Here is a 21805-nt window from a genome sequence, read left to right as displayed (position 1 = left end):
GATGGTGGCACCCGTCATCCTTTCGGGCAGGAGCCTGACCATGCGCTTCGGCGGCCTCGTCGCGATGGCCGAAGTGGATTTCGACCTGAGACGCGGCGAGATCCTCGGCATCATCGGCCCGAACGGCGCGGGAAAGTCGACGCTCCTGAACATCATTACCGGGCTTTACGTCCCGTCGTCGGGCGAGGTGAGGCTGGAGGGCGAACGATTGAACGGCGTGCCGCCGCACAGGATCGTCGGACGCGGCATCGCGCGCACCTTCCAGTCGAGCCGGCTGTTTTCCGACCTGAGCGTCATCGACAACGTCGTCATCGGTCGGCACTCGAAGACCCGGTCCGGCGTCATCGACGCGATCTTCCGGCGCAGCCGCGCCGACCGCGAGATGGCCGCCTCCGTATCGATCGCCGAGGAACTCCTGAAGGCCGTCTCGCGCGATCTCTTCGAGCAGCGCCACCGGCTGGCGGGAGAACTGCCGCAGGCGGACCGACGCCGGCTGGAGATCGCGCGCGCTCTTGCCAGCGAACCGAAGGTCCTGCTCCTCGACGAGCCGTCTTCCGGCATGGATGATGCCGACACCGACGCGTTGATGGACGATATCCGGGCGCTGTGCGCAGCCCGTCCCGACCTGTCTTTGATGATCATCGAGCACGACATGCGCCTCGTCGCGGCCCTGCCACACCGCGTCATGGTGCTCGACTACGGCCAGAAGCTCGCCGATGGGCCGTTCGAGGAGGTCCGGCTGATTCCGCGGGTGCAGGAAGCCTATCTCGGCAGGAAGGCGGCGCAGAATGCTTAAGCTGGAGAAGGTCGACACCGATTACGGTGTCGTGGCGATGTTGCGCGACGTGACGCTCGAGGTGAGGCCGGGTGAGCTCGTATGCATCCTCGGGCCGAACGGAGCGGGCAAGACCACGACCTTCCGCGCGATCGCGGGGCTGCTGCCGCTTACGGGCGGTCGTATCGAGATCCTGGGACACGACGTTTCGAAGGTGCGTACGGAGGCCTTGAGCGGGCTCGGCGTCGGCTTCGTGCCGGAGGGTCGGCGGCTCTTCGCGGAAATTTCGGTGCGCGACAATATCCGTCTCGGGTTCGAGGCGCAGAAGGCGCCGGACCGTTTCGAGGACCGGCTGGATGAGATGCTGGCGATCTTTCCCCGCATCGGGGAACGCATCGCACAGCGTGCCGGCACCTTGTCGGGTGGCGAGCAGGCCATGGTGGCGCTTGCCCGGGCGCTCGTCGGATCGCCGAAGCTGATCGTGATGGACGAGCCCTCTCTAGGTCTCTCGCCGAAGCTGATCGACGAATATTTCGACACGGTGGCCGAGATCAACCGGAACGGCACCACCGTGCTGCTGATCGAGCAGAATGCCGAGACGGCGCTGTCGATCGCCCATCGCGGCATTATGCTGGTGAAGGGTCGCGTCGTCGTCTCCGGCCAAGCATCGGACCTCCTGGCAAGCGATGAACTCCGTCATCTCTATCTGTGAGGGCAAGCCCCCGTGTCGACCCTGACACTCGACCTTCTCGACCGCCTCGTTGCCTTCCCGACGGTAAGCCGCGATCCGAACCGCGACCTGATCGACTTCGTCGCGAGCTTCCTGGCCGAGCGGGGCATCGAAAGCCAACTGATCGCCACGCCGGACGGCAGGAAGGCCAATCTCCTAGCGACGCTCGGTCCGAAGGACAGGCCGGGCATCATGCTGTCCGGCCACACGGACGTCGTGCCGGTCGACGGCCAGGCCTGGTCGTCCGAGCCGTTCCGCATGGGCGTCAGGGACGGTCGCGCCTATGGCCGCGGGACCGCCGATATGAAGGGCTTCGTCGCGGCCGCCCTCGCACTCGTTGACAGGGCAGTCGGCGCGAAGCTGAGAACGCCGCTCCAACTCGCGCTCAGCTACGACGAGGAGATCGGCTGCGTCGGCGTCCGCTCGATGATCGAGGAGATGTCGGGCCGAACCTGGCAGCCACGTTTCTGCATCGTCGGCGAACCCACCTCAATGCGTGTCGCGCTCGGGCACAAGGGAAAGCTGGCCGCCAGGGCATGTGCACGCGGCGTCGCCGCCCATTCGGCGCTCGCTCCGCATGGCCTGAATGCGATCCATCTAGCCTGCGACTTCGTCGATAGGCTGCGCTTCCGGCAGGCCGAACTCGCCACCGGCGGCCGTAAGGATGCCGATTACGACGTGCCCTACACGACCATCCATGTTGGCAGGATCGGCGGCGGCACGGCGCTGAACATCGTGCCGGAGCAGTGCACGCTCGACTTCGAGATCCGCAATGTCGCCGCGGACGACGCCGCGGATATTCTGGAACGCCTGCGGCGCGACGCCGACGCCATCGTCGCGCGCGAGACCACCCGGTTCGAATGCGCCGCGATCGATATAGAGACGGTGAACGCGTACCCGGCGCTAGATACGTCCCCGGATTCGGAGGTTGTGGCGTTCGCGAAGGCACTCGTCGAGGACGAGCGCACCTTCAAGGTCGCCTACGGGACGGAGGGCGGACTGTTCCAGGCGAACCTCGCCATTCCGACGGTCGTGTGCGGGCCGGGCTCGATGGATCAGGGGCACCGGCCGGACGAGTTTGTCGCCCTCGACCAGCTTGTCGGCGCCGATCGGATGATGGACCGGCTGCTGGCGAAGCTTCTCGTCTGAGGCTTTCGAACCGATGCCGGAGGCCGCCACACCAGCCTTCCGAAACGCCGAAGCAGGGCTGAACCAAATCGTAATTTCTGAAGGACGGGCACTCCGTTAGGCCCTTACGCAGACTTCCATCAGGTGCGCGTTCGGCGCCGGAGAAGGACACGGAAATGTCAGTCGAGACGGTCGACACCCTCGTCGTTGGTGGCGGGCAGGCGGGTGTCGCGATGAGCGAGCATCTCACCCGGCGGGGCCTGCAGCATCTCGTGCTGGAGCGCGCACGGATTGCGGAGCGCTGGCGGACCGGACGGTGGGACTCCCTCGTCGCCAACGGGCCGGCATGGCACGATCGCTTCCCTAGCATGGAGTTCGCCGGCATCGACGGCGATGCGTTCGTCCCCAAGGACAAAGTCGCCGAGTATTTCGAGACGTACGTCGCCAGGTTCGGCGGCCCCGTCCGCTGCGGCGTGACGGTGAACAATGTCGAGAAGCTTGCCGGCCGCCCCGGCTTTCGCGTCACGACGTCCGGAGGCACGATCGAAGCCCAGAACGTAGTGGCCGCCACGGGCGCATTCCAGAACCCGGTGATCCCGCCGATCGTGCCCGAGGACTCCGGAGTTACCCAGCTTCATTCGAGCGCCTACCGCAATCCCGAGCAATTGCCGAGCGGCGCGGCGCTTGTGGTCGGTTCGGGATCATCCGGCGTGCAGATTGCGGACGAACTCGCCCGGGCAGGCCGGCAGGTCTACCTTTCCGTCGGGCCGCACGACCGCCCCCCACGCTTCTACCGCGGCAGGGACTTCGTCTGGTGGCTTGGTGTTCTGGGAAAGTGGGACGTCCAGGCGCAGGCCCCGGGCACCGAACACGTGACCATCGCCGTGAGCGGCGCTCACGGTGGCGAGACGATCGACTTCCGCCGCCTGGCCGCGAACGGGATCACGCTGGTCGGCCGGACGGAGTCGTTCGACGCCGGCGTCCTGACCTTCGCGCCGGATCTGGCCGAAAACATACGGCGCGGCGACGAGAACTACCTCGCCCTTCTAGAGGAGGCAGACGCCTTCATTGCCCGAAACGGCCTCGACCTGCCGGAAGAACCCGAAGCGCGCCACTTCGCGGCGGATCCCGCCTGCGTGACCGATCCGGTGCTGAACATCGATCTGAAGCGGGCGGGCGTGACGGCGATCATCTGGGCCACGGGCTTCTCGTCCGATTACAGCTGGCTCAAGGTGGATGCTTTCGACGGGAGCGGCAGGCCTGACCACCAGCGCGGCGTCGCTAGCGAGCCGGGAATCTACTTCCTCGGCCTGCCCTGGCTATCCGGTCGGGGTTCGAGCTTCATCTGGGGCGTCTGGCATGACGCGAAATACATTGCCGACCACATCGTGACCCGGCGCGGCTACATGAGCTACCGGCCGTCTGCCGAGCACGACAGCGAAACGAGTCCGGCACCGGCCGGGCGCGTGGCCCTGTCTGGAACCTGAACCGGCTGAAGATCCCGACGACCTGCCCCGCCTGATGGAGGATACCATGGCGCACACGCGCATCCGCAAATTCAATACCAAGGACACCTATCCCGAGCAGAACCTCGACAACGATCTCTGCCAAACAGTGGTCGCCAAAGGCAGCATGGTCTTCGTGCGGGGCCAGATCGGTCAGGACCTCGAGACGTCCAAGAGCGTGGCGGTCGGCGACGTCGAAGGGCAGACCGAACAGGCGATGGCGAACATCGCGATGCTGCTCGGCGAGGCCGGCGCCAAGCTCGAGCATGTCTGCAAGATCACGATCTACATCGTCGATCCCCGCTACCGCGAAGACGTCTACCGCGTCGTCGGCAAGTGGCTGAAGGGCGTCTACCCCGTCTCCACCGGCATCGTCGTCTCGGCGCTTGCCCGACCCGAGTGGCTGGTCGAGGTGGATTCGATCGCGGTCATCCCGGAGGATGCGCAATGACATTTTCCATCGTCGCACGCTGCGCCGACACGGGCATGTTCGGTGTGGCCGTATCGTCCTCATCCCCGGCAGTCGCTGCCCGCTGTGCTCATGCGAGGGCCGGCGTCGGTGTGGTCGCAAGCCAGAACGTGACCGACCCCGCGCTGGGGATCCGGGCGCTCGATCTCATGGCCCTGGGCGCCAGCGCCCCCCAGACCATCGATGTCCTGCGCGCATCGTCGGGTCACATGGAGTACCGGCAGGTCCTTTCGGTGGACTGCAAGGGTAACTCTGCCATCCATTCCGGTCCGCGCGCGCTGGGCACCTGGGCTGAGGCCAAGGGGCAGGATGTCGCCTGCGGCGGAAATCTTCTGGCAAACCCGGATGTACCGGCTCGCATGGTCGAGGCCTTCGCGGCGTCCTCCGGCCATCTGGGCGACCGTCTGGTAGCCGTCATGAAGGCGGCACTCGCTGCCGGCGGCGAAGCTGGTCCCGTTCGTTCTGCCGGCATGAAGCTGGTCGACCAGGTGTCTTGGCCGGTCGCCGATCTGAGGGTCGACTGGAGCGAGAATTGCCCGATCGAGGACCTGTCCTCGCTATGGACTATCTACAAGCCGCAGCTTGCCGATTACGTGACGCGGGCGCTCGATCCCTCTGCTGCCCCGAGCTACGGCGTTCCCGGCGACGAGTGATTCGGTGCTATAGGGCCTGGGAAGCATCCCGTGCCCGAGGTCTCGATGCGCTATACGCTGCGCCAACTTGAATATTTCATCGCTGCCGGCGAAGCCGGCAGCATCACGCTCGCCTCCGAGCGGATCCACATTTCCCAGCCATCCATCTCGACGGCCATCTCCCATCTGGAGCAGGAACTCAGCGTCCAGCTTTTCGTCCGGCATCACGCCCAGGGGCTGTCGCTTACGCCGGTGGGACGCGAGCTTCTGCGGGAGGCCAAAAGCTTGATCGCTCAAGCCGAAGGTCTCTACCTGCTGGCATCCGAGACTACCGACCAAGTCCGCGGTTCGCTGTCGCTAGGCTGCATGCTGACGCTCGCGCCGATGCTCGTGCCGGAGCTGACCTACTCCTTCACCTCGGCGTTTCCGGCGGTCACGATGCGGCATATGGAGGGCGACCACGAGGAACTCTTCCGCGGCATCCGGCACTCCGAGCTGGATCTTGCCCTCTGCTACGACCTTCACGTCCCGGACGACATTGAGTTCACGCCGCTGGTCGAGCTGCCGCCGCATGTGCTGGTAAGCGAGAGCCACCCCTTGGCGTGCCTGTCATCCGTGACGCTGACGGAACTGGCGGAAAACCCGATGATCCTGCTCGATCTGCCCATCAGCCGGGAATACTTCCTTGCGCTTTTCCTGAAGCAGGGGCTCGAGCCGGCTATCGCAGCGCGCTCCGCCCACCAGGAGGTGGTCCGCACGATGGTGGCAAACGGGTACGGCTTCTCGATATTCAACGTCACGCCGCGCTCCGATTTCGCGTTGGACGGGCGGCGGCTCGTGCGGGTGCGCCTCGAGGGAGACCACCGACCGATGACGATCGGAGTGGCAACGTTGAGGTCGCTCCGCAAGACGAAGCTCGTCGCCGCGTTCAGCTCCCACTGCCAGGCCCACATCTCCGATGCCTACATTCCGGGGATGGTCGCCCCGAGGCTGCTCAACGCGGTAGATTGAGACCGCATGAGACAGGGTGAGAAAGAGTGAGCTTTGCCCTAAGCACGCTGCCAGGAGACGTAACGGTGACGTATCGAATTGATGATGGAAGATATTACTTTTTGTTTTCAATCGGATAGCGGTTACTAAGGACTCCGTCCCTGGGCACCATTCGACCTATCGCACAGTCCGGAATGCTGACGTCGGCGCAAGTTGCTGCGCCGGTGCCTAGGCGACAGGCTGGCCCCGCGGCGGATCGGCGATCGTTGCGTTGCCGGGAAGGCTCGAACGACCGTTCCGGGCCGCCGGCTCCGCGGTCGCCGTGAGATCTACCGGTCGCGATCCGCACCGAGGTGATTCCGCCGTGCAGTCACCGGAAAATCGTTGACTGAGCCAACCGCCGGACGCCATCGCGGCAGTGGATCACCGATCTGGCCACAAAGAGTTGCCGGACGTATCTCGGGCTGGTCCGGCTCCCCTGCCCGACGCTCACGGTGCTCCCGTCGCGCCCCTCCGGCTGGACGCGCCGATGCCCGCACCCGATCCGGTCGCGGCCGACATCGCCCCTTCGCCGGCCCGCAGAATAGGCGCAGGTCGATAACCGGGCAGAGCGGAACCCGGGACGTCAGAGCGCGTGTCGCGCCGTCAGCCGCTGGCGGCGCATAAACGCGGGGTTCGCGCCTGGCGCGTCTCAGCCGGCCGGCGGCGCGGCGTGCTCGTCGTCGATGCTGCGCGTGTCGCCCGTCGCGACGATCGTCCGGGTCGCGTCGACATTGGCGTAGATCCACAGGATCTTCATCGGCTCGGTGTCGGAGGCGTTGATGAAGCGGTGCGGCAGGTTGACCGGGATGAAGGTCGTGTCGAGCGGCTTCAGCACATGCCGCTCGCCGTCGATCTCGGCGATGGCGTTGCCCTCGAGGAGCATGACGCTCTCCTCGCAATTGTGGCTGTGCACGGGGATCGCCGCGCCGGGCGCGAACTCGGTGATGCCGTTGATGAAGCTGGTCGTGCCGCTGGCGCGGTTGACCAGCGGGGTCGTTTTCGCGCCGCCGCCGCGCTCGCGGGGGGTGATCTGGTCGGGGCGGAAGATGCCGGGTTTCGAGCTGGTCATCAGGAGGCCTTTCTCTCGGTTTCGGTGAGCGGCGCCTGCGCCGCCTTGGCGGGGCCAATCCAGAGCGTCTTGATATTGGTGAATTCGCGAATGCCGTGGGCGCCAAGCTCGCGCCCGTAGCCCGAGCGCTTGATGCCGCCGAAGGGCAGGCGCGGATCCGACGCGGTCATGCCGTTGACGAACACCGCCCCCGCCTCGATCCGGCGCGCGAAGCCCCGCGCCGCCCCGATGTCTGCCGTCCAGAGCGCGGCGCCGAGGCCGAACTCCGTCTGGTTGGCGAGGCGGATCGCTGCCTCGGCGTCCCTGACCCGCACGATGGCGGCGACCGGGCCGAAGGTCTCCTCGCAGAACGCTGCCTGGTCGGGCGTCACGTTGTCGATGACGGTCGGCTCGTACCAGTAGCCCGGCCCCTCGACCTTCCTGCCGCCGGTCTTCAGCGTCCCGCCGGCCGAAAGCGTCCGCTCGACCTGCGCATGCAGGCTGTCGCGAAGATTGCCGCGCGCCATCGGCCCGATATCGGTGTCGCGCTGCATCGGATCGCCGAGCTTCAGCGCCTTCACATGTTCCACGAAGGCCTCGACGAAGCGGTCGGCGACGCTGTCCTCGACGATGAAGCGCTTGGCGTTGACGCAGGACTGCCCGGCATTGGTGTAGCGCGCCTTGACGGCGACCCTTGCGGCTTCCTCGATGTCGGCATCGGCCAGCACGATGAACGGGTCGGAGCCGCCGAGCTCCAGCACCTGCTTCTTCAGCGCCGTTCCGGCCTGCGCCGCGACGATGGCGCCGACTTCCGTCGAGCCGGTTAGGGTGACGGCGGCGATCCGGTCGTCCGCGATAAGGCCGGCGACCTTGTCGGAGCCGACCAGCAGCGTCGCGAACAGGCCCTCCGGGCAGCCCGCCTCCCGCATCAGCGCCTCGATCGCCAGCGCGCATTGAGGAACGTTGTTGGCGTGCTTGAGGATGGCGCCGTTGCCGGCCGCCAAGGCCGGCGCGAGGAAGCGGATGACCTGCCAGAACGGGTAGTTCCACGGCATGATCGCCAGGACGACGCCGATCGGATCATAGAGGATCAGGCTCTCGGCGGCGTTGGTCTCAACGCGCTCGTCGGCCAGGAAGCGCGGCGCCGCCTCGACATAGAACTCGCAGGTGGTGGCGCATTTCTCGATCTCGGCCTCGGCCTCGGCGATCGGCTTGCCCATCTCGGCGGTGATCATCGCGGCGTAGCGGTCGCGGCCGGCACGAAGGGCTTTCGCCATGCGCGTCAGCAATTGCACCCGCTCGGCAATGAGGACGCCGCGCCATCTGGCCTGGGCATCGGCGGCGGCCGCCAGCGCCGCCTCGACGGCCTGGCTCGAATGCTCGTCGTAGCGCGCCAGTTCGGCGCCGGTGGTCGGATCAACGGACAGGATCACGATCGGCCCTCGCATGGGTGGCGCCCGCGGGCGCCACGTTCGTCGGATGTCGGATGACGCTGCTCAGCGGTCCTTCGGGACGCGGCCGGTCTTTTCAGGGACCAGGAAGTCGAAGTCGCATCCCTCGTCGGCCTGAAGGACCGTGTCGAGGAACAGCTTCTTGTAGCCGCGGTCCGAGCCCTCGTGCACGGGCGCCTTGAAGCTGAGCCGGCGCTCGGCGAGTTCGGCGTCGGAAACGTCGAGATGCAGGCGCCGCCCCGGCACGTCGAGCTCGATCATGTCGCCGGTGCGCACCAGCGCCAGCGGCCCGCCGGCCGCCGATTCCGGCGTGACGTGCAGGACGATCGTTCCGGAGGCCGTGCCGCTCATCCGGGCGTCGGAGATCCGCACCATGTCCTTGACGCCGGTCGCGGCGATCTTGCGCGGGATCGGCATGTAGCCGGCTTCCGGCATGCCCGGCGCGCCGATCGGCCCGGCATTCTGCAGCACGAGCACGTCGTCCGGACCGACATCGAGATCCGGAGCGTCCACCCGCTCGGCCATGTCGGCGATCGAGGTGAAGACCACCGCGCGGCCGCGATGCGTCAGCAGCGAGGGCGTCGCCGCCGACTGCTTCACGATGGCGCCGCCGGGCGCGAGATTGCCGCGCACGACCGCCATGCCGCCTTCCGGATAGACCGGTGCATCGAAGGGCGCGACGATGTCCTGCTGCCAGCCGGCGGGGGCGGCGTCCATCTCCTCGCCCAGCGTGCGGCCGGTGACGGTCAGGCAGTCGAGGTGGAGATGCGGCTTCAGCTCGCGCAGGATCGAGACGAGGCCGCCCGCCGCGTGGAGATCCTCCATGTAGTTCTGCCCCGAGGGCTTCAGGTCGACCAGCACCGGCACCTTGCGGCCGATCCGGTCGAAGGCGTCGAGGTCGAGCGACAGGCCGCACCGTCCGGCGATCGCCGCCAGATGCACGATGCCGTTGGTCGACCCGCCGGTGGCCAGCAGCACGGTCAGGGCGTTCTCGAAGGCCTTCTCGGTCATGATCGCCGAAGGCAGCAGCGGTTGCGTGGCGAGCTGCGCGGCGATCTGGCCGGTGGTCTCGGCGATGCGGCGGCGGTCGGCGGAGACGGCGGGCGCAGTGGCACCGCCCGGCGCCATCATGCCGAGCGCCTCGACGGTCAGTGCCATCGTCGAGGCCGTGCCCATGACGCCGCAGGTGCCGGCGCCCGGCACCAGCCGGTCGTTGACCTCGGCGATCTCGGTGGCGTCGACCTCGCCGGCCCGGTGCCGCGCCCAGAAGCGCCGGCAGTCGGTGCAGGCGCCGACGCGCTCGCTGCGGTGGCGGCCGGTCAGCATCGGCCCCGTGACCAGCTGGATCGCCGGCACGTTGGCGCTCGCCGCGCCCATCAGCTGGGCGGGCACGGTCTTGTCGCAGCCGCCGATCAGCACGACGGCGTCCATCGGCTGCGCCCGGATCATCTCCTCGGTGTCCATCGCCATCAGGTTGCGCAGGAACATCGAGGTCGGATGCGAGAATGATTCGTGGATCGAGATGGTCGGGAACGGCACCGGCAGCGCGCCGGCCAGCATGACGCCGCGCTTCACCGCCTCGATGAGGTCGGGAACATTGGCGTGGCAGGCATTGTAGCCGCTGGCCGTGTCGACGATTCCGACGATCGGCCGCTCCAGCGCGTCGTCGGAATAGCCCATGCCCTTGATGAAGGCCTTGCGCAGGAACAGCGAGAAGCCGGCATCGCCATAGCTCGTCAGCCCCTTCTTCAGTCCGCGTCCGTCACGGTCCGTCATTCGATTCTCCCCGGCACTATCCTTGCGCGCCACCAACCATACCGCCGTCAAGATTGTCAACAATCTGTTTGACAACGACGAAACCGACTGCCTATGGTGCCGCTCGCGCCGAGAAGCGCATGACAGAACTGGGAGGTTCACTATGAAATTGGTACTCGCCGCGGCTCTTGCCGCCACGACGGCGTTCGTTTCCCCTGCCCTTGCGCAGGACGGAAAATATACCGCCGCCAGCGACATCAACGTCCTGCAGGGCTTCAAGGCCGGCGGTGGCTCGGACGCCCTCGCCCAGCTCGTCCACCCGTTCCTCGCCGAGGAGCTCGGCGTCAACTTCATCAACCAGTACATTCCCGGCGCCACCGGCGCGATCGCTTGGACGCGCCTTGCCAAGCAGTCCCCGAAGGACGGCTCGACGGTCAGCATCACCAACACGCCGATGCTGCAGACCAACTACATCATGAACCCGTCGATCACCTACACGATCGACGAGATCACCCCGATCGCCAACATCGTCACCGATCCGGGCATCGCCGTCGTCGCGGCCGACTCGCCGTTCCAGACGTTCGAGGACTTCGTCAACGCGGCCAAGGAAAGCCCGAGCACCGTGACCGTCGGCAATTCCGGTGTCGGCGGCGACGACTACTTCACCTCGCTGCAGTTCGAGCGGGAGTCCGGCGTCCAGCTCCAGAAGGTCCCGTTCCAGGGTGACGGCCCGTCCTGGACGGCCGCCATGGGCGGCAAGATCGACGCCAGCTTCACCAATGTCGGCGTCACCTACTCGCAGATCCAGGAAGGCAATTTGCGCCCCCTCGCGGTCTTCTCGGCGGAGCGCCTCGAAAGCCTGCCGGACGTGCCGACCGCCACGGAACTCGGCTACGATCTCGTCGCCGGTTCCTCGCGCGGCTACAGCGGCCCGGGCGATTTCCCCGAGGAATCCCGCCAGCAGATCATCGACGCCCTCGCGAAGGTGATGGAGAATCCCGACTTCCAGGCCGCCGCCGACAAGCAGGGGCTGATGGTCGATTTCATCCCGGGTGACGAGTATGCCGCCTTCCTGAAGAAGCAGGAGGGCGAGTTCCAGGCTCTCTGGGCGGAGATCAAGGACGACGTGCAGGCCGCCCAGTAAGGCGACGCACCGGCGGCGCGTCTTCGGGCGCGCCGCTTCCTCCTTCCGTCAGCATCCAGGAATCCCGAGATGGGTCAGATCGTCGTCGCCCTCGCCGCCATTGCGCTTGCCTTATTTTTCAGGAGCGAGGCCGCGGCCTATCCCGCCACCGCCGCGCGGCTGCCCGACCTCCTCAGCGTCGTGATCATCCTGCTCGCCGCGGCCGCGATCGCCCAGGTCGTCTGGTCGCGGCTGCGCCCGAAAACCGCTCTGGCCGAAGCCGGGCCCGGCTCGGACACCCCGACCGACTGGCGCAGCCTGGTCATCGGGGCGAGCTTCCTGGCGCTGATCATCCTGTACGCCTTCAGCATCACCCGCATCGGCTATCTCATCGCGACCCCGCTCTTCCTGGCGATTCCCCTGGCCGTGCTGCGTCCGATCGGACTGGTGACGGCGGTGTCGACCATCGTGGCGGTCACCGCCGTCATCTTCGGCATCTTCGTCTGGTTCCTGAACCTGTCGATCCCCCTTTATCCGGCCTTCTGAGGAACCTCGCGATGGAATCCTTCTTCTGGATCGGTCTCGCCAACGTCGTCGAACCGGCCAATCTCGCGGCCATCCTGATCGGCGTCACGGTCGGCATGTTCGTCGGCGCGATGCCCGGCCTGTCGGCGACGATGGCGATCGCGCTGCTGTTGCCGCTGACCTATTCCTTCCGGCCGGAGACCGGCCTGGCGCTGCTCGCCTCGCTCTATCTGGCGGCGATGTACGGCGGCTCGATCGCCGCCATCCTCTTGCGCACGCCCGGCACGCCGGCCGCTGCCGCCACCGTCCTCGACGGCTATCCGATGGCGCAGAAGGGCCAGGCCGGCAAGGCGCTCGGCCTGTCGCTCACCGCCTCGCTGATCGGCGGCGTCATCTCGGCGATCGTGCTGCTGACGGTGGCGCCGCTGCTCGGGCGCCTCGTCCTCAATTTCGGCCCGGTGGAGATCTTCGCCATCGCCGTCCTCGGCATCACCATCATCGGCTCGCTGTCGCAGGGCTCGACCATTCTCGGCCTGATGTCCGGTGCCATCGGCCTGCTGCTCGGCATGGTCGGCATGGACCTCACCACCGGCACGCCACGCTTCTCCTTCGGCTTCCTCGAGCTCTTCGGCGGCATCGACTTCACGGTCGCGCTGATCGGCCTGTTCTCGATCCCGCAGGCGGTGCGCCTGATCATGCAGGGCAACACCAACAAGAACGCCCGGGTCTCCAACGTCACCGACCGGATGCTGCCGACGGGACCGGAGTTCCTGAAGATGCTGCCGAACAGCCTGCGCTCCTCGGTCATCGGCGTCTTCGTCGGCCTGATCCCCGGCACCGGCGGCGATACCGCCTCCTGGTTCGCCTATAACGAGGCCAAGCGGTTCTCGCGCAACAAGGCCGAGTTCGGCACCGGCTACCCCGCCGGCATCGTCGCGCCGGAAGCGGCGAACAACGCCGTCGTCGGCGGCGCCCTGATCCCGACCATCGCGCTCGGTATTCCCGGCTCGGCCTCGACGGCCGTGCTGCTCGGCGGCCTGATGGTGCACGGCATCCTGCCGGGCCCGTCGCTGATGACGGATTATGGCGACGTCACCTACACGCTGCTCTGGGCGGTGCTGTTTGCCAATGTCGCGCTGTTCCTCGTCGGCCTGCTGTTCACCCGGGCCTGCGTCGCCGTCACCAAGATCCCGAACCGCGTCGTTGGCCCGGTCATCGTGGTGCTGTCGGTGATCGGTGCCTATGCGATCAACAACGCGGTCTTCGATATCGGGCTGATGATCGCCTTCGGCATGCTGGGCCTTGCCTTCGACAGTTTCCGCATCCCGACGCCGCCGCTGGTCATCGGCCTCATCCTCGGCCCGATCCTCGACACGACGCTGCAGCAGTCGCTGCTGATCGGCGGCGGCCAGTGGACGGTGTTCATCGAGAACCCGATCTCGGCGACGCTGCTGGCCTTCGCGCTGCTTTCGATCCTGCAGGCGACGCCGCTCTTCGGCTCGCTGGCCCGGCGGTTCCGTACCAAGCCGGTCAAGGGCGCCGAGCCCGCCGGCGGCGACGTCGCGGGAAGCCGCGAGTAAGTCTGGAAAAGCTCGGCGGATGGATCCCTAGCCGCTGGGCCCGCTAAGAGGTTATGGGTGGAGCAAATCTCGGAGCGGCGTGCGAAGGAAGACCTGATGATGTCCCATCTGGCCAAGGACACCCGCGACGACCCGGCACGGCCCGGCGGCAAGCGACGCAGCGGCGAGGACATCTCCGCCGAGATCGTCACCCGGCTGGAGGAGGACATCGTCTTCGGCCGCCTGCACCCGCGCGAGCGGCTGGTCGAGGAGGAAATTGCCCTCCGCTTCGGCGCCAAGCGCCATCTGGTGCGCCATGCGATCGCCGAACTCGAGCGGCTCGGCCTCGTCGAGCGCTACCGCAACCGCGGCGCCGTCGTCCGGCTTTACGACGCCAAGGAAGTCGAGGACATCAACAGCGTGCGCGAACTGATCGAGGCGCATGCCGCCTCGCTCATCCCGCTGCCGCTGCCCGAGGCCGCCATCGCCGAGCTCGACGCGATCCAGAAGTCCCACCACGAAGCGATCCTGTCGGGCGACCAGCGCCGGGTCTTCCGCGACAATATCGACTTCCACCGCAAGCTCTTCGCCCATTGCGGCAACGAGGCGCTGATCGAGGCGATCGCCAATTTCGCCCAGAAGTCGCATGCCTACCGGCACATCTTCCTGAACGACAAGCCCTACCTCCTGTGGGCGGCCGAGGACCATGCCAAGATGGTCGCCGCCGTCCGCGGCGGCGACCGCGCCGCCCTCGTCGAGCTCTGCCGCAACCATCTCGCCCCGGCCAAGAACTACTACGTCAAGACCTACCGTTCCCGCTTCGCCGGCGACGAGGAGGGTTGAGGCGGTCGGGTCCCTGCCGGCCCGGCAGGCTAGCCGCATCGGCGGCGACGGCGCCAGGTATCAGTCGTCGAGATCGCGGGCATCCTGCCCTCGCTGGAAGAAGAAGACGCAGAGCGTGACGACGATCGCGCAGGCGATCAGGCCCAGCACCCGCTCCAGCAGGCCGTCGATGCTGGTCGGCGACAAGAGGAAGACCGGGCAGAGGACCACCCATGCCACCATCAGCCCGATCAGGATGCGTCGCGTCACGGCGCTCCGCTCGCCGATGGCGCTCGCCATGCAGAGCGGCGCCAGCGTGAAGAGCGCGCCGATCCCATAGACGAGGTAGATGTGGATCACCACGCCGTCATCGTCGCCGTCGCCATATTCGTTGCGTGATCCGATGATGACGACGAGTGCCGCGAGAATGGCGAGCGAGAAGACGCCGATGGACCAGCCTGCCCCGCCCAGATGCGCATGCGCCGCCGCGAGGGAAACCGCGAAGAGGCCGGCGGCGAAGCCGTAGAGGGAAACGTCCATGACGATCTCCCATTCGCCGGCGGCGAGGTCGCTGATCGTGTCCGAGACCCAGTGATAATCCGGGACCATCGCCTGCGCGATGAACATGCCGATGACCAGCACCGCACATCCGAGGAGCCCGATCGCGGCGAGCGTCTTCAGGAAATAGGGGCGCTCCGTGATGACGTGGTCGCCGTTCGAGTGGTTCATTCACTTACTCTCTCTAGGCCGCCGAAGCGGAGAATTCTCGGTCACGGCTTCGGCGCACCATCACGCTGGAACGAAACCGGTCAGGCGCATTGGTCGAGACGACGGTGTCTGCCGCAGATATCGGATAGTGATGACAGCCGTGCCGATGGCAGGGTCCGGCAGGCGAACCGGCGATGTCGCCTGGCGCCGGTGCTTGTTCTCCAGCCGTCGGCCAGCGTCGTCACCCGACGACGACCTGGAGCGCCACGGCCCCGGCGTAGATGAGCAGGAGGAGGAGGCTCTCGGTCCCGATCCGTCCGGGCCCTTGGCGCTGGCGCAGGATCAGGCCGCCGATCAGGAGTCCCGTCATCAGCAGGGCCGAGACGATCCAGAAATAGTCCTGGTCGCCGACCGCGTGATAGAGCGACCCATCGCGATAGGCGACGTCGGAAGCGGTGAGGAACAGCGTGTCGAACGTATTGCCGCCGATGATGCCGCCGACCGCCAACTGCAGCGCGCCCTTCCTGACGGCGGCGACGGTCGTCACCAGTTCCGGCATCGAGGTGACGTAGGCGGTTCCGAGGGCGCCGACCAGCGTGTCGGAGATCTGCACCCGGTCGGCGAGCTCCGACGCCGTCTTGGCGATGACGTAGCCCGCGACACCCATCAGCAGCATCAGGAGACCGAAGGTCAGGAAGAGGCGAAGCGTGCTCTCGGCCTTGCTCTCGGCGTCCTCTTCCTCCGGCTGGTCGGTCTTTGTGGCGTTGGTCTCGACGGGCGTCCACATCGGCGCTTCGTGCACCCGCCGGCCGGCAACCAGCCCGGCCGCATAGACCAGCGGGATGGCGAAGGACACCGGATGCACCGCCCAGATCGTGTATTCGGGCGTCGTCAGCGCCACGAAGGGCAACGTCAGCAACACCATCAGGACGATGCCCTGGAACACGTTGCCGAGATCCGCCGCGGCATGTTCCAGATTGACCTTGCGATAGAACATGTCGGCCACCGCCAGGAACACCGTCTGGGCCGCGATGCCGCCGACGCTGTTGGCGAAGGCCAGCGAGGCGCGCCCGTCGAGGGCCGCCGTGACCGACACGATGATGCCGCTGAGCGAGGTCGCGGCGCCCAGCAGGACGGCGCCGATGATCGCCTCTCCGAGCCCGGTCCGGTCCGCAATCTTGTCCGCGAGGCCAGCCATCCGCAGCCCCGAGAAGAAGATGACCCCGCCGGCCGCCAGAAACGCTACGATAAGAACCGTCGTCGAAAGATCGCCCCACATGCGCCTCGCCTTGCCGGTTCGTGAGCCGGGCGTGCATGCTGGGTAGCAACGCGCCGGCATCGATTTCAAGACGGCGCGCGCCTCGCGCACCGGCGCCGCTGCGCGGCAGGATCCGCAGCCGCAGCGTCGGGAAGCCGGATCTAGGGCGCGCCGCCGCATAACCCATGGTCATGCTTCCGCGTTGCTTCGGGAAGGGCCGGGTTGCAGGGAGTCCCGGCGCTCGGCGCCTGTTATGGAACTGCGCCAGCGGCTCGGCCGCTGTTTCGGGTATGGCTGTTGGCAAGATCGGGGAGAGTGCATCAAACGCATCATTCGAGCCGCAGGACGGCATCGGATCATGGCGCGCCGCAGATGCCATCCCCGCAAACGACCCCGACAATCAGGACTTCAGCTGGGCAGAGCGCCAAGCGGAGCGCCGCCGGCCGATGGAGCGGGTTGGTGGTGTAGCGAGGTAAACGTCGCCATGATCGCTCCCGCTTAAGGAACAACTAATGTGACGCGGTCTCCTGGGGCCCCAGCCTCATGATCGTGCGATCTACGAGACGGCAGGAGCTTGAAGATCCAAGCGGGCCTCGGCGGCAAATTTCGAAGCGGCTACTTTTGTCCGGCAATTTTGACGGCGGTACTGCTCAGTCCAGTCCTACGCCAAAGCGTCTGCCGCCCATGTTGGAGTAGTTTATTTCCAAGGTGTAGCCGCCAATCGTCTCGTATGCAGCTCCATAGAACGCGCCGCTTTCTTTTTCTCTTCTGGCAGCGTCTTCCGCAGAAATTCTGTTTAACTTAGCGAAGAGTGCTTCAGGATCGCTGATTCCAGGGACAACCGCAGCCATCACTGCCCGCATCATGTTTTCGAGGTACTCGTATGAAAATTGCTGCCCTTCGACAACACTGACGCCGATGTTTGAAAACATACCGTCTTGTGAGCACGCTATCCCAGCCTGGATATCATCAATACCCTCGATGTCCCAATATCCTACAGGGGCATGTTCCATAGGCTTTACGATAAAATCAGGTAGGGGAGCGCGTCGTAGCTCTGAGATCACGGCTTCGCACTCGACGGCGTTCGCGCTGGTCCAAGAGGTTGTCCCCAACACGAAGAGAACAGAAAGCTTCAGAGGCTGCATCGACATTATTCTCGCTAGAATCAGCAGGGCCAGAGGTTCACCGCGCCGCCGGCAGATAGCCGAACGGAAGGCCGGATGCCGAAAACGTGCCTAGTCTGTAGCACAAGTCGTGAGCGGCGGGCCTCTAGGCGGCGTTCTTCCTGCTAGCCTGCTGGCAGATTTTCGTGGGTTTCTACCAATTCTTGCATCAACTCGGCATTCTGCGCCGCAAGCTCTCTAGCTTTAGGGTGTGAGGCGGCCTTGCTCAAGCACATCCATGACACGCTGAAAATGCGCGAGATAGGCGAGCGCTGGTGGAACAGCAAATTCATTGCCGGTGAGTTGGGCAATTCGACTTGCTTGTTCCTTTCTTCGACGGCGAGCTTTGTCAAGAACTCTCTGCGAGGTCGTCTCTCCGCCGCCCGGGTCTGTACGAGCAGTGTAATGAGTGTGGTGGTTGAGCCGATGACGGCACCTGCCAAGGCGGATAGCAGCGGAACAAGAGTCGGGTCCATTGTGAGATTGTTCCTCGCCTCATCTTCAGCCAGATGCTCCAATAGGCCTTTACCCAAGACAAGAGAAAAGCGAATTGAGGGGCGAGGCAACATTGCCTGCAGATCGTGTGCCGAGCGCCGCCGCATCCTCGCCGAGGCCAGGGCGCGAGGCGGCATCAAGGGCGTGGTGAGGGCGATCCCGAGTGTCGGGAGGCATTTGGCTAGTTCGGCTGCCATGCTCAGCCCAATGTCACCCAGACAGTTGTCAGCGCGGACGCTTGGCATCGAGGAACGCCAGCCAACGGATGAACCCGCCCGCCTGCGAGATCATGAAGATGGCTAGCTCGAGGGGTGGCTGAGCCGGATCTTCTGTCCCAGGCTCATGTCGGTAAAAGTGAGCGCCATCGATCCAATCCGTGAAGGATTGCACCTGCTTCTGAGCCAGATAGATCGCCGGCTTCTGTGCGGCATATACCGCGTCCACCAACGGCTGCAGATGCTTCCGCACCTCCCCCCCACTTAGTTGATGCGCTGTCGGAAACATCAGTCGGAAAAGAGCCTCGGACGCAAAGAATGCTGACCGCAGCCCGCCCTTTCCGTCTACGGGCTGGCGATCAAGACAGACGAACGCCTCGTCGAACGCGGCCCGAACTCCATCGAAGCGAGCATCGGTCAGAGATGCGATCGTGGAAACGCGCATCCTCTCGAATTCGCTGTCCTGAGCGAAGTGAACGCCAGCTTCATCGTCAATCCGATAGCGGACCTGCTCTTCCTGAAATATTCGGCGAGCTTCAGCCAAAAAGCTCTTTCGCTCTCGTCTTTGCTGATGCTCATCATAATGGTCAATGCACTGATAGCGAATCGTAACTGAGTCCAGAACATCACGGAGCTCTATTGCATTCATTATCCGCAGCCAGGACGACGGATAATTGTATTGTCCTAGCTGCAGGCCAAGCTCCCGACTCATCAGGCTTCCGAATGTTTCGAGATCACCCCTGACGGAGCAATAGAGGGAACTGAGTCGGTTCCGCATACGACCACTATCGGGAAGCAGTTCGGAGTGACGCATGTACAACTGGCTGAAACGCTGCCCTACAGGCTCTGACATCGCACCTCACGAAGCGCTGAAACCGGTTCAAGCGCGAAACGAAATTTTCAAAAGTAATCAAACACGGCTCGCGGCGGAAAGCGACCAAGCGCCGGTCGCAGGTCGGGCTCGTCCACGAAAATCAACGCTCAGCAGAAGCGCACGCTGACCGAGATAGCCCGCGATCATACGACATACGGAGATGGCTATCCGCGTCCTGACGTCGATCATGATCGACAAGGCTGCGCCTGCAGCCGCCCGCGCCACGGCGGCGAACCACGTTCTCGACTAAGGCTGGGGTAAGCCGACGCAGTCCCACCAGCATGCCGAACCCGGCGGGGGCCCGATCCCAACTGTCGACCTGACCAACATGAGCCCCGATGACCTCGACCGCCTCGAAGCCTTCTTCGGCCCGTTTGCCGGATCCCGCGACGATGATGAGGCTGATCCGGGCGGAGAAGGCGAGGCGGGCGGCCTAGGCTGAACGCGATCGGGTCGCCGAGCGCATTCGTGCCCGGCGATTGTCAACAATCCCGCCAACCATCTGCCCACTGACCGCATGGGTCCCATGCAGTGCAGCATCTGACTGTGCGGTGCGAAAGCGCCTAGGTTCTGTCTCGTACAAGAGACGGAGACGAACAATGTCCAAGACCCCCCGCACCACGACGTTCTACACCCGCATGAAGGCTTCCCTCGCCGGTTTCGGCTCGAGCATCGTTGAAGCCCGCCGCCGCGAGATGGAATACCGCATGCGCTTCCCCGGCTCGATCGACTGATCAGCCGCTAGACGCAGCACCGCCGCCGGTTTCGGCGCGGTGCGGCGGCGGCTCGACGGCCCAGGCGCTTTCCATCAGCACGCGGACGAGATGCGTCCGCGGGGAATTGCCGAGCTGCAGGAACCCGAGCTCGCGCACCGGCGCTGGCTCCGGCAGCGTCAGGCGACGCACCCCGTCCGGCCAGGGCCCCGCCCAGTCCGGCACCAGCGACACGCCGAGCCCGCGCGCCACTATCATCGCGATGGCGTCCAGCGCGTCGAGTTCGAAGCGCTCCTTCGGCGCGATGCCGATGGCGTCGAGGAACGACGCCGCCAGACGTCCGCCCCATTGCCGCCGGTCGTAGCGGATGAAGGGCGAGGTGCGCAGGATCGCCGCCACGTCGGTGCGCCGGTCGTCGGCCGCCACCAGCAGCACCAGTTTCTCGCGCCGCCACAGATGGAAGCTCATCGCCTTCGGCATGTCGAAGGACGGGCGCACCAGCGCCGCCACATCCAGCGCCCCTGACACGACCCGGTCGTAGAGCCCGGCGGACGTGCCCGGCTCGAGATAGAGGTCGAGCCCCGAATGGCGCTCGGTCAGGCGCTCCAGCACCTGCGGGAACAGCCCGGTCAGCGCCGTGGCGATCGCCCCCACCCGTAACTCCCCGACGATCTCCCCGCCCAGCGCCGCGGTCCGCAGCTCGCTGATCTGCCGCAGCACCTCGCGGCTGCGCGCCATCACCGCATGGCCCGCTTCGGTCAGCCGCACCGTCCGTCCCGAGCGGGCGACCAGCCCCACGCCGATCTCCGACTCCAGCGCTCGGATACGCTGCGCCACCGCCGTCGCGGTGATGCCCAGATCGTTTGCCGCCGCGACGAACGAGCCTTTCTCCGCGACGCGGACGAGGGTCGCCAGATGGCTGCTATCCATGGGAACCAACATTTCCTTCAGGGTGAACGAAGGAGACCGTACTTCATCTTTGTGTTCGAGACACGCACCCTCCGCCCGATTCGCAGAAGGAGTGTTTGCATGGATCTCGGGATTGCACAGAAGACCGCCCTGGTGCTCGGCGCCGGCGGCGGGCTCGGCAGCCGCATCGCCACGACGCTGGCCGGCGAAGGCGTCAAGGTCGCGGTCGCCGACCTCGACGCAGCAGCCGCCGCGCGCACCGTCGGCGAGATCGAGGCCGCTGGCGGCAAGGCCATGGCGCTTGCCTGGGACCTCGCCGATCTCGACGTGGTCTCCGCCAATGTCCGTCGCATCGAAGCCGAGCTCGGCCTCGTCGACATCCTCGTGTCGATCACCGGCGGCCCGCCTCCCGGCGGCGTCGCCGGCCAGCCCGTCGATCTCTGGCGCAAGCATTTCGAGGCGATGGTGCTCTCCGTCTTCGCCATCACCGATTGCGTGCTGCCCGGCATGCGCCAGCGCGGCTGGGGACGGATCATCACCTCCACCTCGTCCGGCGTGGTCGCGCCGATCCCCAATCTCGGCCTCTCCAACGCGCTCCGCTCGACGCTGCTCGGCTGGTCGAAGACGCTGGCCGGCGAAGTCGGCCGCGACGGCGTGACCGCCAATGTCGTCCTGCCCGGCCGCATCGCCACGGGCCGCATCGGCTTCCTCGACGAGAAGAAGGCCGAGCGCGAGGGCCGCAGCCTCGAGAGCGTCGTGGCCGAGAGCACCGGCGCCATTCCGCTCGGCCGCTATGGCGACCCGCAGGAATATGCCGACGTCGTGGCCTTCCTCGCCTCGACCCGGTCGTCCTACGTCACCGGCAGCGTCATCCGCGTCGATGGCGGCTATGTTCCGAGCATCTGATCAAGGGGAA

At 65.9% G+C, this 21805-nt stretch carries 22 protein-coding genes; 13 read left to right on the top strand and 9 right to left on the bottom strand.

The annotated features are described in order from the left end of the window. Position 1: 1 nt before the first annotated feature. The 7 genes from GTW51_RS19755 to GTW51_RS19725 all read left to right on the top strand — a co-directional run bounded on the left by GTW51_RS19755 (position 2) and on the right by GTW51_RS19725 (position 6250). Positions 2-796, top strand: a complete 795-nt coding sequence (locus tag GTW51_RS19755; protein ID WP_163045773.1) for an ABC transporter ATP-binding protein — start codon at positions 2-4, stop codon at positions 794-796. After that, positions 789-1487, top strand: a complete 699-nt coding sequence (locus GTW51_RS19750) for an ABC transporter ATP-binding protein (RefSeq protein WP_163045772.1) — start codon at positions 789-791, stop codon at positions 1485-1487. The genes GTW51_RS19755 and GTW51_RS19750 overlap by 8 nt, the downstream gene beginning before the upstream one ends. Before the next feature lie 12 nt (positions 1488-1499). Beyond that, positions 1500-2654 (top strand): acetylornithine deacetylase, encoded by a 1155-nt coding sequence (gene argE / locus GTW51_RS19745; RefSeq protein ID WP_343034067.1) that lies wholly within the window; start codon positions 1500-1502, stop codon positions 2652-2654. Positions 2655-2809: 155 nt separating this feature from the next. Further along, positions 2810-4120: a flavin-containing monooxygenase gene (locus tag GTW51_RS19740; protein ID WP_163045771.1), complete on the top strand. Its 1311-nt coding sequence runs from the start codon at positions 2810-2812 to the stop codon at positions 4118-4120. A 46-nt stretch (positions 4121-4166) separates the two neighbouring features. Continuing rightward, the gene (locus GTW51_RS19735) at positions 4167-4589 is read left to right on the top strand and encodes a RidA family protein (protein ID WP_163045770.1); all 423 of its coding nucleotides are present in this window, start codon (positions 4167-4169) and stop codon (positions 4587-4589) included. Next, positions 4586-5260: a DUF1028 domain-containing protein gene (locus tag GTW51_RS19730; protein ID WP_163045769.1), complete on the top strand. Its 675-nt coding sequence runs from the start codon at positions 4586-4588 to the stop codon at positions 5258-5260. The genes GTW51_RS19735 and GTW51_RS19730 overlap by 4 nt, the downstream gene beginning before the upstream one ends. Before the next feature lie 45 nt (positions 5261-5305). Beyond that, the gene (locus GTW51_RS19725; RefSeq protein ID WP_163045768.1) at positions 5306-6250 is read left to right on the top strand and encodes a LysR family transcriptional regulator; all 945 of its coding nucleotides are present in this window, start codon (positions 5306-5308) and stop codon (positions 6248-6250) included. 670 nt (positions 6251-6920) lie between these two features. On the opposite strand, the gene GTW51_RS19720 is transcribed toward GTW51_RS19725, so the two are convergent. The 3 genes from GTW51_RS19720 to GTW51_RS19710 are packed head-to-tail and all read right to left on the bottom strand — an operon-like array spanning position 6921 to position 10546. Next, positions 6921-7340, bottom strand: coding sequence for a cupin domain-containing protein (locus GTW51_RS19720; RefSeq protein WP_163045767.1), 420 nt, complete (start codon positions 7338-7340; stop codon positions 6921-6923). Beyond that, positions 7340-8767: an NAD-dependent succinate-semialdehyde dehydrogenase gene (locus tag GTW51_RS19715; protein WP_203566195.1), complete on the bottom strand. Its 1428-nt coding sequence runs from the start codon at positions 8765-8767 to the stop codon at positions 7340-7342. Before GTW51_RS19715 ends, GTW51_RS19720 begins: the two co-directional genes overlap by 1 nt. Positions 8768-8815: 48 nt before the next feature. After that, positions 8816-10546, bottom strand: a complete 1731-nt coding sequence (locus GTW51_RS19710; protein WP_163045766.1) for an IlvD/Edd family dehydratase — start codon at positions 10544-10546, stop codon at positions 8816-8818. 142 nt (positions 10547-10688) lie between these two features. Between GTW51_RS19710 and GTW51_RS19705 the strand changes: the two genes are divergently transcribed. The 4 genes from GTW51_RS19705 to GTW51_RS19690 all read left to right on the top strand — a co-directional run bounded on the left by GTW51_RS19705 (position 10689) and on the right by GTW51_RS19690 (position 14575). After that, a complete protein-coding gene (locus GTW51_RS19705; RefSeq protein WP_163045765.1) occupies positions 10689-11669 on the top strand; it encodes a tripartite tricarboxylate transporter substrate binding protein in 981 nt (326 codons plus the stop codon). Between the two features lie 69 nt (positions 11670-11738). Continuing rightward, on the top strand, positions 11739-12194 hold the full coding sequence (locus GTW51_RS19700) for a tripartite tricarboxylate transporter TctB family protein (protein ID WP_163045764.1): 456 nt from the start codon (positions 11739-11741) through the stop codon (positions 12192-12194). A gap of 11 nt (positions 12195-12205) precedes the next feature. Beyond that, on the top strand, positions 12206-13753 hold the full coding sequence (locus GTW51_RS19695) for a tripartite tricarboxylate transporter permease (RefSeq protein ID WP_163045763.1): 1548 nt from the start codon (positions 12206-12208) through the stop codon (positions 13751-13753). 96 nt (positions 13754-13849) lie between these two features. Further along, positions 13850-14575 (top strand): GntR family transcriptional regulator, encoded by a 726-nt coding sequence (locus tag GTW51_RS19690; RefSeq protein WP_163045762.1) that lies wholly within the window; start codon positions 13850-13852, stop codon positions 14573-14575. Positions 14576-14635: 60 nt separating this feature from the next. Here GTW51_RS19690 and GTW51_RS19685 read toward each other — a convergent pair whose 3' ends face one another. From GTW51_RS19685 to GTW51_RS19665, 5 genes are all read right to left on the bottom strand, one after another. Beyond that, complete coding sequence (locus GTW51_RS19685; RefSeq protein ID WP_163045761.1) at positions 14636-15283, bottom strand: DUF998 domain-containing protein; 648 nt, start codon at positions 15281-15283, stop codon at positions 14636-14638. Between the two features lie 220 nt (positions 15284-15503). Next, on the bottom strand, positions 15504-16541 hold the full coding sequence (locus GTW51_RS19680) for a sodium:calcium antiporter (RefSeq protein ID WP_163045760.1): 1038 nt from the start codon (positions 16539-16541) through the stop codon (positions 15504-15506). Positions 16542-17170: 629 nt separating this feature from the next. Then, positions 17171-17665 carry a hypothetical protein gene (locus tag GTW51_RS19675; protein WP_163045759.1) on the bottom strand — a complete coding sequence of 165 codons (495 nt, stop codon included), beginning with the start codon at positions 17663-17665 and terminating at the stop codon, positions 17171-17173. Between the two features lie 143 nt (positions 17666-17808). Then, positions 17809-18375, bottom strand: a complete 567-nt coding sequence (locus GTW51_RS19670) for a hypothetical protein (RefSeq protein ID WP_163045758.1) — start codon at positions 18373-18375, stop codon at positions 17809-17811. Positions 18376-18403: 28 nt separating this feature from the next. Then, positions 18404-19105 (bottom strand): hypothetical protein, encoded by a 702-nt coding sequence (locus GTW51_RS19665; protein WP_163045757.1) that lies wholly within the window; start codon positions 19103-19105, stop codon positions 18404-18406. A 761-nt stretch (positions 19106-19866) separates the two neighbouring features. On the opposite strand from GTW51_RS19665, the gene GTW51_RS24395 reads away from it, so the two are divergent. Beyond that, the gene (locus GTW51_RS24395; RefSeq protein ID WP_281354635.1) at positions 19867-20001 is read left to right on the top strand and encodes a hypothetical protein; all 135 of its coding nucleotides are present in this window, start codon (positions 19867-19869) and stop codon (positions 19999-20001) included. On the opposite strand, the gene GTW51_RS19660 is transcribed toward GTW51_RS24395, so the two are convergent. After that, positions 20002-20910 carry a LysR family transcriptional regulator gene (locus tag GTW51_RS19660; protein WP_163045756.1) on the bottom strand — a complete coding sequence of 303 codons (909 nt, stop codon included), beginning with the start codon at positions 20908-20910 and terminating at the stop codon, positions 20002-20004. A gap of 99 nt (positions 20911-21009) precedes the next feature. Here GTW51_RS19660 and GTW51_RS19655 point away from each other — a divergent pair, with 99 nt between their 5' ends. After that, on the top strand, positions 21010-21795 hold the full coding sequence (locus GTW51_RS19655; protein WP_163045755.1) for an SDR family oxidoreductase: 786 nt from the start codon (positions 21010-21012) through the stop codon (positions 21793-21795). The last annotated feature ends 10 nt before the right edge of the window (positions 21796-21805 follow it).

Origin of the sequence: Aurantimonas aggregata (assembly GCF_010500835.1) — a bacterium.
Taxonomy (GTDB): Bacteria; Pseudomonadota; Alphaproteobacteria; order Rhizobiales; family Rhizobiaceae; genus Aurantimonas; species Aurantimonas aggregata.
Note: the sequence above shows the minus strand (reverse complement) of the source record. Positions and strands in the feature narration are given on the sequence as shown.

Bases quoted from the DNA above. Each gene is read 5' to 3' on its own strand.
- GTW51_RS19730 (WP_163045769.1), top strand. From the start codon at position 4,586: ATGACATTTTCCATCGTCGCACGCTGCGCCGACACGGGCATGTTCGGT.
- GTW51_RS19725 (WP_163045768.1), top strand. From the start codon at position 5,306: ATGCGCTATACGCTGCGCCAACTTGAATATTTCATCGCTGCCGGCGAA.
- GTW51_RS24395 (WP_281354635.1), top strand. From the start codon at position 19,867: ATGTCCAAGACCCCCCGCACCACGACGTTCTACACCCGCATGAAGGCT.
- GTW51_RS19660 (WP_163045756.1), bottom strand. From the start codon at position 20,910: ATGGATAGCAGCCATCTGGCGACCCTCGTCCGCGTCGCGGAGAAAGGC.
- GTW51_RS19690 (WP_163045762.1), top strand. From the start codon at position 13,850: ATGATGTCCCATCTGGCCAAGGACACCCGCGACGACCCGGCACGGCCC.
- GTW51_RS19675 (WP_163045759.1), bottom strand. From the start codon at position 17,665: ATGCAGCCTCTGAAGCTTTCTGTTCTCTTCGTGTTGGGGACAACCTCT.
- GTW51_RS19695 (WP_163045763.1), top strand. From the start codon at position 12,206: ATGGAATCCTTCTTCTGGATCGGTCTCGCCAACGTCGTCGAACCGGCC.
- GTW51_RS19700 (WP_163045764.1), top strand. From the start codon at position 11,739: ATGGGTCAGATCGTCGTCGCCCTCGCCGCCATTGCGCTTGCCTTATTT.
- GTW51_RS19735 (WP_163045770.1), top strand. From the start codon at position 4,167: ATGGCGCACACGCGCATCCGCAAATTCAATACCAAGGACACCTATCCC.
- GTW51_RS19655 (WP_163045755.1), top strand. From the start codon at position 21,010: ATGGATCTCGGGATTGCACAGAAGACCGCCCTGGTGCTCGGCGCCGGC.
- GTW51_RS19715 (WP_203566195.1), bottom strand. From the start codon at position 8,767: ATGCGAGGGCCGATCGTGATCCTGTCCGTTGATCCGACCACCGGCGCC.
- GTW51_RS19670 (WP_163045758.1), bottom strand. From the start codon at position 18,375: ATGGCAGCCGAACTAGCCAAATGCCTCCCGACACTCGGGATCGCCCTC.
- GTW51_RS19720 (WP_163045767.1), bottom strand. From the start codon at position 7,340: ATGACCAGCTCGAAACCCGGCATCTTCCGCCCCGACCAGATCACCCCC.
- GTW51_RS19710 (WP_163045766.1), bottom strand. From the start codon at position 10,546: ATGACGGACCGTGACGGACGCGGACTGAAGAAGGGGCTGACGAGCTAT.
- GTW51_RS19685 (WP_163045761.1), bottom strand. From the start codon at position 15,283: ATGAACCACTCGAACGGCGACCACGTCATCACGGAGCGCCCCTATTTC.
- GTW51_RS19680 (WP_163045760.1), bottom strand. From the start codon at position 16,541: ATGTGGGGCGATCTTTCGACGACGGTTCTTATCGTAGCGTTTCTGGCG.
- GTW51_RS19705 (WP_163045765.1), top strand. From the start codon at position 10,689: ATGAAATTGGTACTCGCCGCGGCTCTTGCCGCCACGACGGCGTTCGTT.
- GTW51_RS19740 (WP_163045771.1), top strand. From the start codon at position 2,810: ATGTCAGTCGAGACGGTCGACACCCTCGTCGTTGGTGGCGGGCAGGCG.
- GTW51_RS19750 (WP_163045772.1), top strand. From the start codon at position 789: ATGCTTAAGCTGGAGAAGGTCGACACCGATTACGGTGTCGTGGCGATG.
- GTW51_RS19665 (WP_163045757.1), bottom strand. From the start codon at position 19,105: ATGAGTCGGGAGCTTGGCCTGCAGCTAGGACAATACAATTATCCGTCG.
- GTW51_RS19755 (WP_163045773.1), top strand. From the start codon at position 2: ATGGTGGCACCCGTCATCCTTTCGGGCAGGAGCCTGACCATGCGCTTC.